This is a genomic window from Commensalibacter intestini A911, from assembly GCF_000231445.1.
GTDB classification, from domain to species: domain Bacteria; phylum Pseudomonadota; class Alphaproteobacteria; order Acetobacterales; family Acetobacteraceae; genus Commensalibacter; species Commensalibacter intestini.
In genome coordinates this window covers 506,128-523,616 of sequence record NZ_AGFR01000003.1, presented here as the reverse complement: position 1 = coordinate 523,616, position 17,489 = coordinate 506,128, and the positions used below count along the sequence as shown (strand labels likewise).

The following is a 17,489-nucleotide window of genomic DNA, read 5'->3' as shown; positions in this document are numbered from 1 at the left end:
CATCACAATGAATTTATGCGAGTAAGAGCAAGTGAATGAAACAGTTTTTTGTTAAAAATAGAATAAGCCTTTTGTTTATTTTTCTATTTTTCTTTTTTTATTATTATCCTATTATCTCTTTAAACTTAAAATACAGAGATGATTATATACGTTCTTTAATTATGATGTTTGGTTTTATCCAAGAAGGACGTATCGTTAGTAAAATTGTGCTCGATTTTCTTTCGTTCACAGATGGCGTTCTCATTGCACCATTAACTCAAATATTATCTGTTATTTGTATTGCATGTACAATTGTATACGTTGCCATTGCTCTATTCAAAAAAATTAACTTTTTTTCTTTTTCTATTGTTTCTTTAATTTTCTTAAATCCTTTTTATCTACAAAATATGAGCTTTGGATATGATAGTTTACCAATGACAATATCCACTTGTTGTGCTGTTATTTCTGCAACTTTTATTTTGAAAACTAGATATTATGCTTTATTTTCTATAGTTTGCGCTTTAATAATTCTGTTTTCGTATCAAACAACATTAGGCATATATGTAAATTGCTTATTATTCATTCTATGTAAACATTATTTAGAACACGGTTTTGATAATCAAAGTAAAATTTATACAAAAGCAACAGTCTGTATTGGTATCTATACGCTGCTATGCTTACTATTTACCTTAATATATCCTTATATATTTAGTGGATTTAACACTCGATTTATAATTAGCTTATCCAATATAAAAGCCAACCTTTTACAAACAGTTTTTTATATAAAAATATTATTCTTAAACATCCATTATATTATTTATATTGCTGCAATAACAACTATATTGTCATTAGCTGCATATCATTTTAAGCAATATAAAAACAAAAAAATAACAGTAAAAAATATAGTATGTAGCTTAGTGATAATACCTATTACTTACATTGCGATCTTACTTGCTGCAGAAGGTCCAAGCATTTTACTAACATTTGAAATTGATAACTTACGAGTTTTAATTGGTATTTCTTTTTTGTGGGTAATATCCTTCTATTTCATTTCTCTTTTATCTAAACGTATTTACTATGGATTTTATATTGTTTTTTCAGTTTTTTGCTTTTCAACAAGTTACAGCTATGGTGTTTTTTTAAAAGACCAAGATGTTTCTTTTCAAGCACTCATGAATAACATCAATTATGATATAGGACACAGCTCGCACTCTCCAGAACTTAAAATAATCGCTCTAAACCCTATTCCTTTGGCAGCAAGCAACAAACGATTAACAACAAAAATTCCATTCTTCCTTTATCTATATGGAGAACAAGATTTTGATTGGCTGGCTGCTATGAAAATATCAAATGTTTTACCATATTATCCAGCCAATAATTTTACCGAAATCTGTCAATCCATTTACGATATACATTCTGACAAAAAATTAACAATCAAAACCATTAAGAGTGACAACTACACGCTTTATTTCAATAAAAATAATGTTTTGGTTGATTTTTATACCGAAAAGAAAAATGATTATTGCAAAGAAAAGTAAAAAACAGCAATTTTAATATAAGGATTCTAAAAAAAATCAATTAGTTTTTGATGAAAAATAATGCATCTACTTCAAATCCAATTATTAAAAAAGCTAATCTTTTGAGCATTTTGCACAAGCTATATTCGCATGATGTTTTTTTAAACAAAGAGTGCTTATTTTTTAAGCACTTTTCCTTATTATCTAAAAATATTTTTACTAGACAATGTCTCATAAAATGCTCTTTAATGTCATCCGCAAAGGCTATAAGCACTACTTAAATAACAAAGCGAAGTGTGATTTGTTTCATTTTATTTTAAGAGAACGATAATGATAAAAAAAATTGAAGCTATTATTAAACCTTTTAAACTTGATGAAGTGAAAGAAGCTTTGCAAGAAATTGGTTTACAAGGCATCACCGTTACCGAGGTTAAAGGATTTGGACGACAAAAAGGTCATACGGAATTATACCGTGGGGCTGAATATGTTGTTGATTTCCTACCAAAAGTAAAAATTGAGCTTGTTTGTAGTGAAGATTTGGTAGAACGTGCTGTTGACATTATCATGCATACTGCACGAACAGGACGTATTGGTGATGGAAAAATTTTCGTCATGCCTGTTGAAAATGCCATTCGTATCCGCACAGGCGAAAGTGGTACCGAAGCATTATAATTCGTATTATTCATACAAGCTCTAACATGATCGCTACTTATAGTTTTCATATTCTCAAGTCAAAAGACACAGGAAGAACTAACAATGTCTAACAACTCAATGTCTCCGAATACACCTAAAGAAGAAGCTATTGCAAAAGTAATGGATATGATCCAAGAAAATTCAGTTGAATTTGTGGATTTCCGTTTTACTGACCCTTGTGGTAAATGGCACCATACAACTCAATATGTAACTACAATCAAATCTGAAATTTTTGAAGATGGTGTTATGTTTGATGGTTCTTCTATCAAAGGATGGAAAGCTATTAACGAAAGCGACATGATTTTAATGCCTGATCCAACCAGTGCAGTCATGGATCCTTTCACAGCAAAACCTCAATTGATTTTAATTTGTGATATTATCGATCCTGCAACCGGTGTTGCTTATAATCGCGATCCACGTTCTACAGCTAAACTGGCTGAACAATATCTAAAATCAACAGGCATCGGTGATACCGCTTATTTCGGCCCAGAGGCTGAATTCTTCATCTTCGATAACGTTAAATTTGGTACAGGCCCTAACTTTGCTATTCATCAACTAGACAGCATCGAAGGCCCTGGTTCAAACTTAAAAGATTATCCAGAAGGCAATATGGGACATCGCCCAGGCTTAAAAGGTGGATATTTCCCTGTTCCTCCAGTAGATAGCGAAAATGATCTTCGTGCAGAAATGTTGACAACAATGGGTGAAATGGGTCTTCCTATTGAAAAACAACATCACGAAGTTGCACAATCTCAACATGAGCTCGGCATTGAATTCTCTACATTAGTTCGTTCTGCTGACTTTATGCAAATCTATAAATATTGCGTTCACAATGTTGCACATTCTTATGGAAAAACAGCAACATTCATGCCAAAACCAATCTATGGCGATAACGGCACAGGAATGCATGTTCACCAATCTATTTGGAAAGATAACAAACCTAACTTTGCTGGTAATGGTTATGCAGACCTTTCAGATCAAGCATTATATTACATTGGTGGGATCATTAAACATGCAAAAGCTCTAAATGCTTTTACAAACCCATCAACCAACTCTTACAAACGTTTGATCCCTGGTTTTGAAGCACCTGTACTATTAGCATACTCAGCTCGTAACCGTTCTGCTTCTTGTCGTATTCCATATGTGACAAGTCCAAAAGGAAAACGTGTTGAAATCCGCTTCCCAGATCCAACAGCAAATCCATATCTTGCATTCGCTGCAATGTTAATGGCTGGTATTGATGGTATTAAAAATAAAATCCATCCTGGTGATGCAATGGATAAAGATCTATATGATCTTCCTCCAGAAGAACTTAAAGAAATCCCAACAGTTTGTGGTTCTTTGCGTGAAGCATTAGACGCATTAGCTGCTGATCATGATTTCTTATTAGCTGGCGACGTGTTCACAAAAGATCAAATCGAAAGCTATGCAAAAATCAAATGGGAAGAAGTATATCGATTCGAACATACCCCTCACCCAGTTGAATTTGAAATGTACTACTCTGTCTAACACTTGATTTTGATACAAAAATGTTAAGCCATCACAAAAAATTGATTTTTTTTGTGATTCTGGCTTAACAAAACACTTTTTTTGGATTAGATTAATAAGCATAAAATAATACTAGCTACTAAAACTCTTTATGCTCTTTTGAAATTAAATATTCTAATCATCATTATTAATAAATAACTCAATATTTATTGATTTTGCAATTTATGTAATGAATAAATTACTTTAATTTTACTTATATAGTTCAATTTTTATTTGTTTATTAATCAGAATACATAAGATTACCATTTTAATTTCTTTTACTTCCAATAAAAGGCTTATGAGACTATGAAAATACTTTTAGATACCTCTGACGTTAAAGCAATCAAAAGAATCTCTGGTATGTTCCCTGTTTGGGGCGTAACAACCAACCCTGCAATCGTTGCAGCTGGTGGCGTGCCATTATTTGACCTTTTACCTGCAATTAGAGATGCAATGGGTGGAAAAGGAACTCTTTTCGCTCAAGTTATTGCTCCTACAGTTGAAGGCATGATTGACGATGCTCACAAATTACGTGAACGCGTAGATAATCTAGTTGTAAAAGTGCCTGTTACCCCAAGTGGTTTACAAGTTATTAAAGAATTAACCGCACAAAACATCCCTACATTGGCAACCTCTGTTTATGGTGCAGCACAAGGTTTATTAGGTGTGTTAGCTGGTGCTAAATATGTATCTCCATATGTAAGCCGCATCGACGCACAAGGCGGAAATGGTCCAGAAGTTGTTTCTGAACTTCAAGCTTTATTATCAACACATGCTCCTGAAAAAGAACTTGTTGCTGCAAGCTTTAAAAGCCCAAGACAAGCTCTTGAATGTATGTTGATTGGATGTAAAGGTATTACCTTACCTGTTGATATTTTCGATCTATTTATTGCTGATCCAGCAGTTGGAATTGCAGTAAAACAATTCGAAGAAAAATGGCAAAATACTTTCCATCAAGAAAACTTATAAGATAATTCTTATTTAATTTTCTGTTAAGATGATTTAAATAGAACGCGAGGCATATCATTATGCTTCGCGTTCTATTTATGATAAAACGACTTTTATTCATATAAAAGGAATTTATTTTGTGATGACTCCCATTCCCGTTTTTATCATTTCTGGCTTCTTGGGTGCGGGAAAAACGACTTTTCTAAACTATATCCTGCATCATCAAACAACACATAAAATAGCTGTTATTGAAAATGAGTTTGGTAATACTGCCTTAGATACAACGATTTTATCACAAGATACTCCCCTTCACATCACGACCTTACAAAATGGATGTATTTGCTGTAGTAGCCATGGTGAGCTAGAAGCCACTTTATCAGAACTTTCTAGACAATTAACCCACCAAGAAATTGAATTTACTCAACTGATTATCGAATGTACAGGAATGGCTGATCCTGGTCCTATCATTAAAAGCTTCTTAATAAATGATATAATTACCGAAACCTTTCAATTACGTGGCGTTATTACACTTGTTGACGCATTGAATGCACCTTATCAATTCAAGCATTTTCATGTCACGCAAGCTCAAATCGGGTTCGCAGATTTAATTTTAGTTAGCAAAACAGATTTATTAGAAAACGATGCCCAAGAGTTTACTCAACAGTTGACCTGTATGAATCAGCGAGCAGAAATACATCCTATCATCAATGGAAAGATCGATTTAAAACTATTAGATCAATTGGATGGTTTTGCTTTATCTGCAAAATCGTCTTTTCTTTGCCAAGAAGTTTCTACCAATCCCTTAGATACACAGGTTAACTCTTTCGTTATCAAACGATCGGAGCCTTTTGATATCAACGCATTATCTTTACTATTTGAAAAAATTCTTCATAATTTTAAAAAACAGCTTTTACGCTACAAAGCCATCATTTATATCAAAGACAATCCAGAGCGCTTATTACTACAAGGCGTAAATCAACTTTATAATAGTGAATTCGGGCAAGTATGGTCGAAAGACGAAACTCCATTTTCAGAATTTGTATTTATTGGCATTGATTTACCAGAAGAAGAATTCCGTAAAGCTTTTAATCAGCTCTAATAGTTAATATTTACAATCTTTGATAACCAATATCGCCTTGCTTTTTAATTGTCAGACTGTAACCCTTCCTATAAACTAAACGCAATTGATTATAATTTTAACTGATTACATTGCATAATTATGAAAATATCTTACTTGAACATTAAACACAGTTTTTTTGCCTCATTGGTTACCAGCTGCATTTTACTAGCTAGCTGTACAGAACAAAAACGAATTATGAAAATAGATCATGTTCAGGATGAATATAATAATGCTGTTGCTTTGAATGAACGCTATTTACACGGTAACTACGGAGCTCCTGATCCAGCATCCTTTAAACGTTTGGCTCAATATAAGCAAGACGCTTATCAAGCCGTTACACAGCTTAAAGGACAATTTGATCAGACAAAACCAATTCCTAAAGCAACCAAAACAAACGCAGAGCAAAAAATTAACATTTATGTTTCTTATTTAAATGCTTTAGGGGCGACTTCAGCAACCAAAAATACTTTTACTGGTTTTTAGCCACATCAAGAGCTGCTTGTAACATATAACTAGCAGCCATTTTATCAACAACTTCATTACGTTTTTTGCGGCTAAGATCGGCCTCCTCAATCAAAAAACGATTAACTGCGCTACTTGATAAACGCTCATCCCATAAACAAGCTGGAAAACCACTTGCCTGAGATACTGCTCCGATCCAATCTTTTGCAGCTTGTGCAGCAGGACCAAACTGACCATCCAAAGAAAGAGGCAAGCCACAAATTAACCCTCCAAGCTGTTCTTTTTGTGCAATTTGCTGCAAATATTGCGCAAAAGCGGATACTTTCCCTCTTTTTACCGTTTCATACGGTGATGCCAACATCAAAGACACATCTGATAAAGCCAAGCCTATTTGCTTTTTACCTGGATCAATACCTAATAATCTATATCCCCTGGGAAGTTGTTGTATCAATTCATAAGGAGTTGCAAAAAGCATTGTCGTTACCTGAAAATAGAAAATTACATCAAAGCAATCATAGAATTAAATTATATTTCTAAACATTATATATTTTATATTCTTTGAAAAGGATATTAGATTTAAAAAGATACTTTAATTTAAGGTAAAATCTCATGACAGCACAACAAATGAAAGCCATTATTGTTAATCAACCTGGTGGCCCAGAAGAGTTATCCCTAACAACCCTCCCTATCCCAACATGTCATGATGATGAGGTCTTGGTGCGTGTACAAGCAGCAGGTGTTAATAGTCCAGATCTTATGCAACGCAAAGGATTATACCCACCGCCTCCCAATACCAGCCCATTATTAGGCTTAGAAATTGCCGGTGAAGTGGTTTCTGCACCTTCTTCTTCACCTTTTAAAGTTGGTGATTCTATCTGTGCATTAACCAATGGTGGAGGATATGCGCAATATTGTGCAGTTCCTGTTACACAATGTCTTCTTTGGCCAGAAGGTTTTACTGCATATGAAGCAGCAGCTTTACCAGAGACTTTTTTCACCGTATGGACAAATTTATTTGAAATAGGCAAGCTTAAAGCTGGTGAAACAGTTCTAATCCATGGTGGAAGCGGCGGCATAGGAACCGCAGCTATTCAAATTGCTAAAAATTTTGGAGCCACCATTTACACGACCGTAGGAAGCCAAGAAAAAGGTGAGTTTTGTAAAAAACTCGGTGCTACTGACTTCATTAATTATCATGACGAAGATTTTGTCCAACGAATTCAAGAATTAACTCATCAACAAGGGGTTAATATTATTCTTGATATTATGGCTGCTGCTTATTTGAATAAGAATATTGATTCTTTAAGCGAAGATGGCCGATTAGTCATTATTTCTTTTCAAGGCGGTATCAAAGCTAATGATGTTAATCTAGCAAAAATTGTGACTAAAAGAGTCACAGTGTGTGGCAGCACATTACGCCCTCGCTCTACAGATTTCAAAGGGCATATCGCTAAAGAACTCCAGCAACATGTCTGGCCTTTACTTGCCCAACGCAAAATATCTCCTTCTATTTATAAGATTTTTCCTTTTGAAGAGGTTCGTCAGGCCCATGAACTGATGGAATCCGGAGAACATAACGGAAAAATCATTCTCGATTTATCTCATTTATAACGTGAATGGATTCTGTTTTTCTTTTGGTTTATTCTGATCCACAGCTCTCCATAAAAACCAAGCACCTACAGATCGATAAGGACTCCAAGATAATGTTTTTTCTTTGAGTTCTTTCGGTTTAGGTTGTTCGGATAGTTTCTTACAAATTTTCCAACCTTCTCGAATACCAAAATCATGAACAGGCATAATATCTAAGCGCCCCAAAGTAAAAATAAGGAACATTTCAACCGTCCAAACTCCTATGCCAGGAAGTTGCGTTAATAATTCTATTAATGCTTCGTCAGACATATTTTGAGCTTGCTCATAAGAAGGCACATTTCCCTCCTGCGTTGCCATTGCTAACTTCTGCATTGTTGCAATTTTACGAAAAGAAAATCCACAAGAACGTAACGCTTCATCGGTGTAAGTTAATAATTTATCGGTACTTGGCAATGCTCCATTGTTCAAAGCTTTTAAGCGATTTAAAATGGCTGTCACTGCCTTAGCATGAAGTTGCTGACCTGCTATTGCTTCAAGCAATGCAAAATAAGGTTCTTGCTTTTGTTTGACTTGTAAGCGACAGTTTTTTTCTTTTTGAATAACCAAAGCAAGATCTGGATCTATGTTTGATAGGAAATCTGTTGCTTCTTGTATCTTTTGTTGCCAATCAGACATAAAACTATCCCTTTTTAAAAAAATACTATTGTGTTTTAGTAAAGAAAATACAAATATCAAAAATATCATTTTGTTTTATTTCTACATATTTTTTTTTACTTTACGACGTGATATCAAAGAACCCTTATTAAAACCAAAAGCAGGCGAAGATAAACAAGCGAATGACCAACACGGACAGACCCTTAAACCAAAAGAAACTCAGCGCGTCGTCCCGTGATCATTCAGTTGGATCTGTGGTTCCTAATGAGTCTATTCATCATACACCTATCTCTTCACAACGCCCAGAATTTGTAAAAAAAACCAAAGCTACAGCAATAAAGCTTGCAGGCTTTCCTTTGTTACGCAAAGAAGCTTATTCGGAGAGTTCAGCGCTAACAAAAATACAAAAAGAACCTCCACCATTAGCACCATCTCTTCCTACGTTGCATGCAAAACACTCTCTTTTACATTATAGAAATGAGCCCGAACAAAAATCGCTTGTCTTTTATTTAGCCGGATCACTGATTGCTCATGGCCTTATCTGCTTAGGAATCTATTTAGGCACTATGGTATTTCCCGCCCCTCCTATGGATGGAAATAGTAGCCAAGGTCAACCTGTCGATGTTGTTTTTGCACCAAGCCCTACAGGATCAAGTGGACTAACAGGAGATGGCGTTACCGCTGAAGACGGACAATCTTCTCCTCCTCCGCAACCTGCTGCTGTACCTGAAGTAACGCCTCCGCCAACACCTGAACAAGATGTCTCTGCGCCAGAACCTCAAACAGAAGAGCTACCTCAAGATACGGATGGTATCCCCATTCCTATTCCTCAACAACAAAAGCAAGCAACAAGAGACCATCAATACACCTATCGTTATACGCCACCTCGACGCCAACAACAGCATAGACAACAACCGACACCTGAACAATCGAATAATCCTTTTGCAAATATGCAAACACTTGATTTTAGTGAAAATCCAAACAAATCAAGACGTAGAGCAGCAAGAAATAGATTACCTCAAGGGTCTCGCTCAAGCATTGATATGTCAACAGGCCCATTAGTTAAAAATGGTAAAATTAATGTCCCATATGCAGCAAAAATTAATATTAAAGGGGTTAGTGATGATTATGCTGAAGCTATTTCTACTTGGGTTTATAAACATATGTACTACCCTATTGAAGCAGCTCAAAGAGGAGAAGACGGAAGTCCTTCTGTAAAGGTTTCCTTAAACAGAAATGGTTATGTATTATCCGTTACCCTTACAAATTCTTCGGGATCCGATGCTTTAGATGCTGCTATTACAGGAATGTTTAGAAATGCACGATTACCAAACATTCCTCCAGACCTTCCTGATCACTTCGAATTAAATTTAACTATTAATTATCTTTTATTACGACGTTAATTTTGAAACAGATCAGCATACTTAAATAATATGCTGATTAGAACCCATCTCTACTTCCACTGTGGTAAAATTGGATCTAAATCACCTTTTAAGCGAATAGGCGATACTCTTAAGGCTTTTCCTGTCTTATCATCTGTTTCTACAAGTAATCCACATAAGGTCGCAGATCCCTCAGCTGGACTTAAACGCATCCCTGGCATTTTCGTGACAAAACGATAAATCGCTGCCTCTTTTTGCATCCCAATCACACTATTATAATCCCCACACATTCCAGCATCCGTTTGAAAAGCCGTTCCAGAAGGCAAAATACGATAATCAGCTGTAGGAATATGCGTATGCGTGCCAACTACCATTGAAACTCGTCCATCAAAATAATGAGCTACAGCCGCCTTCTCACTCGTAGCTTCAGCATGAATATCAATTAAAATCGCATGAACATCAATACCGAAACGATATTTAGATAAAAGCTCATCAATCATTCTGAAAGGATCATCCATCGGTTCCATAAATAAACGACCTAATGCGTTAATCACGAGAAGCTTTTTATTATTCGGCAACATAAAAATATAATGACCAGCCCCAGGGGTTTGTGGAGGGTAATTAAGCGGGCGAATAATTTTAGGCGTATTACGAATATAAGGAATTAAATCTTTACGATCCCAGCTATGGTTACCTAAAGTAATCACATCAACACCAGCTTTAAACAAATCCTCTGCAATTGCCGGGGACAAGCCAAAACCATGACTAGCATTTTCCGCATTCACAACGACCGCATCAATAGATAATTTATTTCTTAATGCTGGTAACTCTTGAATAACAACTTCTCTACCACTGCGACCAACGATATCCCCTAAAAAAACAATACGCACAATTAACCCTTTATATAAATAATCTCTAATTCTGTAATAATAGCAGGCAAAGAAAAGTCAAATTTTTCTGTTGGAACTCTCGTTACCTCTTGATAAGAAAAAGCAATCCCAGCAGCCTTTGCACTTGGAAAATGTTGTAGTGTACGATCATAATATCCCCCACCATACCCCAATCGATTTCCATCACGATCAAATGCCATTAATGGAACTAAAATCAAATCAGGCCTAACAATTTCTGTATCTGGATAAATCGTTTTATACCGCCCTTCTTGCATCGAAGCAGTCGGAGACCAAGCATAAAAAGTTAGTGGATTTCCTCTAAGAGGTGTCTTTGGTAATGCAATCTGATATCCATCTTGATATAACCGATGCATTAATGGTCTTAAATCTGCTTCACCTTCCAAAGGCCAAAAACAAGCAATAACTGCCTTGGAGTTGCATGAAGTGCAAACAAACCGATATATATTTTCGATTAAAAAAGAAGTATGTTGACTATGAAATAGATCAGAATCTTTTCTTATTGCTTTAAGCTGATCTCTTAATTGACGTTTTTGTTGTAAAATATCAGTCATTTATTCAATTAAATGAAGCCGCCTTAGCCGTCGGTCTATTAACTCTTCCAGACCTGTCAATACAGGTGGGTACCAGTATAACGAGACCACGGTCACGACAGCGCCAGTTCCCTTGGAAGTGATTATCGGCCCGGGAGTATAAATTACCTAACAAACCAGGCAGCCCCATTCATTTATTTTATGATAAATTAAGCTTCCCTGCAATAGATTCTACACGTTCTGCAAAGCTATCTATTTTTTTCTTGAGATCTTGATTTTCTTGCTGTAGCTGCTTCAGCTTTTGCTTATCCAACTGTTTTTCTAAACTAGCAATATAGACTTCCATATCATGCAATTTGTCAGCAAGCAACAATCCACCCAGAGCAAGTAATCTACCTTCACCACTTTGCCCACCGATTTGGCGAATAAGATCAATATGTTCCTCAACCACTTTTGCCATTGCTTGCAAATGGGCCTCTTGTCCATCATTACATCCGACAGTATACCCAAAGCCATTAATTGTAATCGTTACTTGCGCCATTGATTATTCTCTAATACCCGTTTCTTTACTTTTCTAGCGTATCTACTTGTTGTAATATATCTTGTATACGTGAGATTAATATATCTAAATTCGCAAGAACAACTTCTTTATTCGATAGATTCTGTTGTACAGCAACATGATTATTTTGTTCGATAAGAAAATCTTCAATAAAAGTAAGGGCTTCATCTAAACGTTGCTCTGAAGAGAGCGCCACAGAAGACAATCTATTCACATCTTCATCTGACTTTTTTGTATCCATTACGTCTGATTGCACCACGGTCTTTTTGCCCCTCTGTGTATCGTAGCCAATAAATAACTTTACTATTCTTAAAAGGTTCTTTATCTAAAATTAATCATAAAATCCGTTAATTACAATATACACAGCATCTCATAAATCGTAATAATGATAGAAAACCCTTATACTTTTTTACCCCAAAAATCATTCACAACAACATTAACCCATTACTTAATGAACGAACGAATTCCTTGTTTTGTTGTCAATCATCTTGCACACGTTTACTTTATTGCAGAGATCGCTAAAAAGACAAGTTTTATTATAAAAAAAACACAAAAAAACACTCCTTCTCTTTACCTTCTTTCTCCACAAAATGCTATATCATACATGGGAGTACGTTGGTGGTTATCTTTCATTCATCAAACTTCCCCTATTCTATCTCAATACGTCATTACTGATATCTTGGATTGCTATGATCACGCAGGTTTTGCAATGGCTGCCCTTCGTGCCGGACAAAAATACATTTTATTTGATAATACATCAGCACAATTTAAAAACCTGCAAAATCGTGCAACATCCATAAACGTAACAATCATGGATATCAAACCAAACTCTTTTAACTTATTAGACTTAAATTTCAAAAAAAATACTCTATCTAAATAACAAAATTCACTTTAATATGAGTAGCCTTATTATATAATTCATAATAAGATTCTACATATTTAAAACTTGAATAGCAGGTAATTAAAGCATGAAAATCACCCCTCAAGTAAAACAAATTCTTGAAAATTATGAAGCCGATAATGCTGCTACAAAAAATAATCTTGCTCGTCTTTTAATGCAAGGAAAGCTTGCTGGTACAGGAAAATTACTCATTTTACCGGTAGATCAAGGGGTGGAACATGGTCCAGCAAGATCTTTTGCTGCAAACCCAGAAGCATATGACCCACATTATCATTATAAATTAGCCATTGATGCCGGTCTAAGCGCTTATGCCGCACCTTTAGGAGCCTTAGAATGTGGTGCTTTTACTTATGGAGACCAAATCCCCACTATCCTAAAACTTAATAATGCGAACAGCCTCAATGATATAAAGAATCAAGCTATTACAGGATCTGTTAAAGAAGCCGTTCGCTTGGGATGCATCGGTATTGGATATACCATTTATCCGGGCAGTGATCACTGTTATGAGCAGATCAATATTTTACAAGATATCATCCGCGAAGCAAAAGAGGCTGGTTTAATTTCTATTGTTTGGAGTTATCCTCGTGGAGGCCCATTCTTAGAAAAAGTCGATGAAACTGCTGTAGATGTATGTGCTTATGGAGCTCATATTGCAGCACAATTAGGTGCTCACATTATCAAAGTCAAACCACCTTCAGATCATTTATGTTTAGGTGCTGCTAAAAAAGTTTACGAAGAGCAAGAAATTGACATTTCAACACTCGTCAAGCGTACACAACATATCATGCAAGCAGCATTTGCCGGACGCCGACTGGTTCTTTTCTCTGGAGGTGAACCAACAGATGAAGAAAATTTATTCCAAACATTCCAAAATCTAAATGACGGCGGCGCAAGTGGTGCCATTATTGGCAGAAATATTTTTCAACGTAAACGCGAAGAAGCTTTAGCAATATTAGAAAAAGTAACCAATATTTTTAATCAGCAATCCTAATATTCAAAAATTATTCAATAAAAAAGGGAGTTTTATACTCCCTTTTTTATTCTCAAGTCTATTTAACTGCTGAAATCGTTAACGCATCACAACCAGAACTTTTATTCTTTTCAATCACCATTTTAGATAAAATATTTTGCCAAGGCATCATATCTACTACAACGTCACCTCCATGAGGAATACTAACTTCTTTTGATGCAAGGCCATCTGCTAAAATTAAAATCTTGATTGTATCCTGTTGATTACATTCATTATTTGTTGATTGAATTTTCAACTTAGGAACATCCTTTAATACCCATTCAATAATTGTTGGTGTATTATCTCCTGGATGTGTAAAAATATCTCCAGTAAGTTCATCAATATTACCCCCCCCATACACATCTCCTTTTGTAATATGTGCTGTTAAAAAAGAAGTATATAACCCCTGGTTATATATGGACTTCCATTGAGGATAATATTGATAATATTGATTTAGAAAATCAAAGATTTCATCGTGTGTAAATGATCTATCTTTTTTATAAATCCAAGCTGTTGCGTTCCCATCTAATTGATAAGAATGACCAATTTTTTCATAGGCTTTACCAATATTAATTTTTTGTAATAAATTATTTACTGGGATTGTTATCACTCGTTGATTTTGCTCACCAAGATGTGTTTGAGGAGGATCCACAACAATAATATAATCTGACAAAAAAGGATTAATTCTAAATTTATCTCTTAAATCAACTTGTGACGCAAATATAATATGATTACTTAACTTTTGACCAGAAATAGTATTTATCATCTCATCATTCAAAACATGATTTGAACTTAAAATAGTAATTGTTTTACTATTTCCTGCCAACTGCTCTATATCTTTTGTTAACTGGAGATAATTAGAATAATTATCCACTCTTAATGGCAAATGTTTAGAAGGAAGGAAAGCTGCTTGTAACTCTGTATAAGAATTTCTATCAAATAAACTCTTCTGATCCACGTATCCAAGCGCACAAATCATACAAATTATAAATATTGTAGAAAAAATAGGTCTAGATAGACGACTGTTTAACCAAGTAACAGCATAACATGCAATAAATAATATCCATAATGCGAATGGCAAATTATGCTGTTCACCAGGACTTTGAGTTCTCGTAAATAAAAAGAATGTAAATATTAAATTAAATAAGCAAAAAATGATAAATACTTTTTGCTTATTATTTTTGGTTAATAAAGCAACCACTATTCCAAAAAGAAAAAATGGTAAAATATAATAACCACAACTATTAAATAAAGATGCAATAGATTGCGACATACCACTTTGATAGGCGGCATAAATATCTGAATAATTTGTATTCATAATTCTATGAACAAGTTCATGTTGAAAAATAAATGCAAATATACAACTTGTTATACCTGATATAAAAAAAGCAATACAAATCGTTCTAAGCTTAGGCCACATACGTGTTTTATCAAAAAAAAGTAAATAATTTAATATAGGCAATGAAAAATACAAAGAAACCACTGTATAAGCATACCAACGACGTAATAAAAACGGACTCCATAAAAGAATGCCTAATACTATCATCTTTTTTATTTGAACTTTATCACCAATATCAAATTTAAATTGGTATAATACAGCTAATAATATAAAGACTAATCCACAAATATCAGGATAACCTGCTAAAGTTGGAACCCAAAACGCAACAAACGTTGCTGGTAATATTGTTGCTATCGTCCAGTTACCAATTGATCTTTGATCTTTAATTATAAAGTTACAAAATATATACGAGAATAGTAATATTACAGGTATATAATAAAAAGTGGATATAGATAATATATAAGAAAGCCTTGAAGACAACGGCAACAAACTAAACACTGTTGGAATTACAACTGGCAACACATTGTAATCATTACAATTAATAGATCCTAATATAAATTTAAAAGCTTTATACGGTTGATGAGCAATACGTACAGACATATCCTCCCAAAAACGCCAATATCCATCATAATCCCAATAATATATATTATGTTCTGAAGTAACAAAATAAACTGTATGACCAATAACAAATAATATTACCAGTAATATTAGTATAACTTTGTAAAAAGAAAAAAAACTCTGTTTCATCGACTAACTCTAACATTCCTATAACCACACTTATTTTATTGCTTTATAAAAACAAAATAAATATTAATCATTAGTTTTTTCATCAATAAAAAATTTAGGCCGCTGTTTAGTTTCCATATAAATTTTCCCAATGTACTCGCCGATTACACCTAACGATAATAATTGAACACCACTTAAAAAGAAAATAGAGATAATGACAGATGTCCACCCCTCGACCGCATGCCCAGAGAATTTAGCAATCAAGATATAAATAATTGCTAAAAAAGATAAAAAACAGGTTAAAAAACCCATTCCGCAAATCAACCGTAAAGGAGTTACTGTTAATGATGTTACTCCCTCAATTGCCAAGGCCAACATCTTCTTTAGTGGATATTTTGATTCGCCTGCAATACGCTCTTCTCGGGTATAAAACACTTTATCACTATGAAAACCAAGTAACGGTATTAACCCGCGAATATATAGATTTTGTTCTTTAAATTCTAACAAAGCAGCTAAAGCTCTTTTACTTAACAGACGATAATCCGCATGGTTTTCAACTTGGTTTACTCCCATCGCTGACATAGAACCATAAAAAATATTTGCTGTATTTCGTTTAAAAAAACTATCAGTAGAACGATCGTTACGCACACCATAAACGATATCATTACCTTGTATATATTTATCGATCATTTGCTCAATACATTTCGTATCATCCTGCAAATCTGCATCAATACTTATACACACATCAGTCTCAACTGCTGATAACCCCGCAATCAAAGCCGTTTGATGTCCTCGATTACGAGATAATTTCAAGCCTTGAACGTAAGAGGATTGTCCTGCAGCTTGCTTGATCTGCGACCAAGTATTGTCTTTGCTACCGTCATCTACAAATAAGATATGGCTGCTTTCTTGGATTTTCTGCTTTGAAATTAAGTCAATTAAAATATTTTTCAATGCATCGACGCAATATATAAACGCTTCTGCTTCGTTATAGCATGGCACGACAATTGTCAAAGAAGGAATAGCATCCCTCATTTTTAGACTTGTATCATTCGCTATTTGATTATTCATTTCATGACCCATAATTTATTCAAAACAAAGCCGGTAACTGTATAGAATCCCATACCGCACAACTGTGCAATATATACTTCAAGATGCATGTTATACTGAGCAAGATATATTCGATTAGGAAATAATAAGAAAAAAGCTTTAATTGCTATTAGATTAATAAGGTAAGAAATTAAACACACAATCAAAAACTTAATAAGCTTTTCAAAACTTAACTTTGCTGAAAATGTAAAAAGTGAGTTTAAAATAAAACTAAAAACAATACCAACAACGTAACCCAATGCATTAGATACATACATATTGACGCCACTATGCATCAAAGCGAAAATCACAAGCATAGTCAGCAAAGTATTTGCAGCGCCTACTATAATATACTTACTAAAGATAACCCACATTTTATCATTTTCATAATTTGTAATAGAATATTAAGGTTATAAATCATACTTTTAGTGAAGAAAAAACAGCTAATTACATAATAGAGGGTTTATACAGCGATAAATATCATCACAGTGATAAAACAATGACAACTTTTAGAGTTATCCTTAATAAGAAAAAGAATATATCTTTCTATTGA

19 protein-coding genes and 1 other RNA gene are annotated in these 17,489 nt (G+C 34.3%); 10 read left to right on the top strand and 10 right to left on the bottom strand.

Annotated features, from left to right (window positions below; all coding sequences use genetic code 11):
* Positions 1-35: 35 nt before the first annotated feature.
* The 6 genes from CIN_RS02745 (at position 36) to CIN_RS02720 (ending at position 6,267) form a co-directional block, all read left to right on the top strand.
* Positions 36-1,517 (top strand): glucosyltransferase domain-containing protein, encoded by a 1,482-nt coding sequence (locus CIN_RS02745; RefSeq protein ID WP_008853531.1) that lies wholly within the window; start codon positions 36-38, stop codon positions 1,515-1,517.
* Positions 1,518-1,829: 312 nt separating this feature from the next.
* Positions 1,830-2,168 (top strand): P-II family nitrogen regulator, encoded by a 339-nt coding sequence (locus CIN_RS02740; RefSeq protein ID WP_040363887.1) that lies wholly within the window; start codon positions 1,830-1,832, stop codon positions 2,166-2,168.
* Positions 2,169-2,267: 99 nt separating this feature from the next.
* Entirely contained in the window at positions 2,268-3,698 is a 1,431-nt protein-coding gene (glnA, locus tag CIN_RS02735) for a type I glutamate--ammonia ligase (protein WP_008853529.1), read from the top strand.
* Positions 3,699-4,022: 324 nt separating this feature from the next.
* Positions 4,023-4,685, top strand: coding sequence for a fructose-6-phosphate aldolase (locus tag CIN_RS02730; protein ID WP_008853528.1), 663 nt, complete (start codon positions 4,023-4,025; stop codon positions 4,683-4,685).
* Positions 4,686-4,806: 121 nt separating this feature from the next.
* On the top strand, positions 4,807-5,763 hold the full coding sequence (locus CIN_RS02725; RefSeq protein ID WP_008853527.1) for a GTP-binding protein: 957 nt from the start codon (positions 4,807-4,809) through the stop codon (positions 5,761-5,763).
* 135 nt (positions 5,764-5,898) lie between these two features.
* Complete coding sequence (locus tag CIN_RS02720) at positions 5,899-6,267, top strand: hypothetical protein (protein ID WP_139016918.1); 369 nt, start codon at positions 5,899-5,901, stop codon at positions 6,265-6,267.
* On the opposite strand, the gene ruvX is transcribed toward CIN_RS02720, so the two are convergent.
* A complete protein-coding gene (gene ruvX / locus CIN_RS02715; RefSeq protein WP_008853525.1) occupies positions 6,254-6,721 on the bottom strand; it encodes a Holliday junction resolvase RuvX in 468 nt (155 codons plus the stop codon). The two genes, CIN_RS02720 and ruvX, sit on opposite strands and share 14 nt — an antisense overlap.
* 134 nt (positions 6,722-6,855) lie before the next feature.
* On the opposite strand from ruvX, the gene CIN_RS02710 reads away from it, so the two are divergent.
* A complete protein-coding gene (locus tag CIN_RS02710) occupies positions 6,856-7,857 on the top strand; it encodes an NAD(P)H-quinone oxidoreductase (RefSeq protein ID WP_008853524.1) in 1,002 nt (333 codons plus the stop codon).
* Here CIN_RS02710 and CIN_RS02705 read toward each other — a convergent pair.
* Complete coding sequence (locus CIN_RS02705; RefSeq protein WP_008853523.1) at positions 7,852-8,511, bottom strand: DNA-3-methyladenine glycosylase family protein; 660 nt, start codon at positions 8,509-8,511, stop codon at positions 7,852-7,854. The two genes, CIN_RS02710 and CIN_RS02705, sit on opposite strands and share 6 nt — an antisense overlap.
* Positions 8,512-8,672: 161 nt before the next feature.
* Between CIN_RS02705 and CIN_RS02700 the strand changes: the two genes are divergently transcribed.
* A complete protein-coding gene (locus tag CIN_RS02700; protein ID WP_050798318.1) occupies positions 8,673-9,893 on the top strand; it encodes an energy transducer TonB in 1,221 nt (406 codons plus the stop codon).
* A gap of 50 nt (positions 9,894-9,943) precedes the next feature.
* Here the strand turns inward: CIN_RS02700 and CIN_RS02695 are convergent, their stop codons facing one another.
* From CIN_RS02695 to CIN_RS02680, 5 genes are all read right to left on the bottom strand, one after another.
* Complete coding sequence (locus tag CIN_RS02695) at positions 9,944-10,762, bottom strand: TIGR00282 family metallophosphoesterase (RefSeq protein WP_008853521.1); 819 nt, start codon at positions 10,760-10,762, stop codon at positions 9,944-9,946.
* Positions 10,763-10,764: 2 nt separating this feature from the next.
* Positions 10,765-11,334, bottom strand: a complete 570-nt coding sequence (locus CIN_RS02690) for a 5-formyltetrahydrofolate cyclo-ligase (protein ID WP_008853520.1) — start codon at positions 11,332-11,334, stop codon at positions 10,765-10,767.
* Positions 11,335-11,345: 11 nt separating this feature from the next.
* A non-coding RNA gene (gene ssrS, locus CIN_RS11655) (6S RNA) lies at positions 11,346-11,503 on the bottom strand.
* A gap of 9 nt (positions 11,504-11,512) precedes the next feature.
* Positions 11,513-11,854, bottom strand: coding sequence for a cell division protein ZapA (locus CIN_RS02685; protein WP_008853519.1), 342 nt, complete (start codon positions 11,852-11,854; stop codon positions 11,513-11,515).
* 25 nt (positions 11,855-11,879) lie between these two features.
* Entirely contained in the window at positions 11,880-12,131 is a 252-nt protein-coding gene (locus tag CIN_RS02680; RefSeq protein ID WP_040363719.1) for a hypothetical protein, read from the bottom strand.
* A gap of 126 nt (positions 12,132-12,257) precedes the next feature.
* On the opposite strand from CIN_RS02680, the gene CIN_RS02675 reads away from it, so the two are divergent.
* Together CIN_RS02675 and CIN_RS02670 are read left to right on the top strand one after the other, a co-directional pair.
* Positions 12,258-12,752 carry a hypothetical protein gene (locus tag CIN_RS02675; protein WP_040363718.1) on the top strand — a complete coding sequence of 165 codons (495 nt, stop codon included), beginning with the start codon at positions 12,258-12,260 and terminating at the stop codon, positions 12,750-12,752.
* A gap of 88 nt (positions 12,753-12,840) precedes the next feature.
* Positions 12,841-13,764 carry a class I fructose-bisphosphate aldolase gene (locus CIN_RS02670; protein WP_008853516.1) on the top strand — a complete coding sequence of 308 codons (924 nt, stop codon included), beginning with the start codon at positions 12,841-12,843 and terminating at the stop codon, positions 13,762-13,764.
* A gap of 58 nt (positions 13,765-13,822) precedes the next feature.
* Here CIN_RS02670 and CIN_RS02665 read toward each other — a convergent pair whose 3' ends face one another.
* The 3 genes from CIN_RS02665 to CIN_RS02655 all read right to left on the bottom strand — a co-directional run bounded on the left by CIN_RS02665 (position 13,823) and on the right by CIN_RS02655 (position 17,310).
* Positions 13,823-15,868 (bottom strand): hypothetical protein, encoded by a 2,046-nt coding sequence (locus CIN_RS02665; protein WP_008853515.1) that lies wholly within the window; start codon positions 15,866-15,868, stop codon positions 13,823-13,825.
* Positions 15,869-15,931: 63 nt separating this feature from the next.
* Positions 15,932-16,918: a glycosyltransferase family 2 protein gene (locus CIN_RS02660; RefSeq protein WP_245527808.1), complete on the bottom strand. Its 987-nt coding sequence runs from the start codon at positions 16,916-16,918 to the stop codon at positions 15,932-15,934.
* Positions 16,915-17,310 carry a GtrA family protein gene (locus tag CIN_RS02655; protein ID WP_040363717.1) on the bottom strand — a complete coding sequence of 132 codons (396 nt, stop codon included), beginning with the start codon at positions 17,308-17,310 and terminating at the stop codon, positions 16,915-16,917. The genes CIN_RS02660 and CIN_RS02655 overlap by 4 nt, the downstream gene beginning before the upstream one ends.
* Between the last annotated feature and the right edge of the window lie 179 nt (positions 17,311-17,489).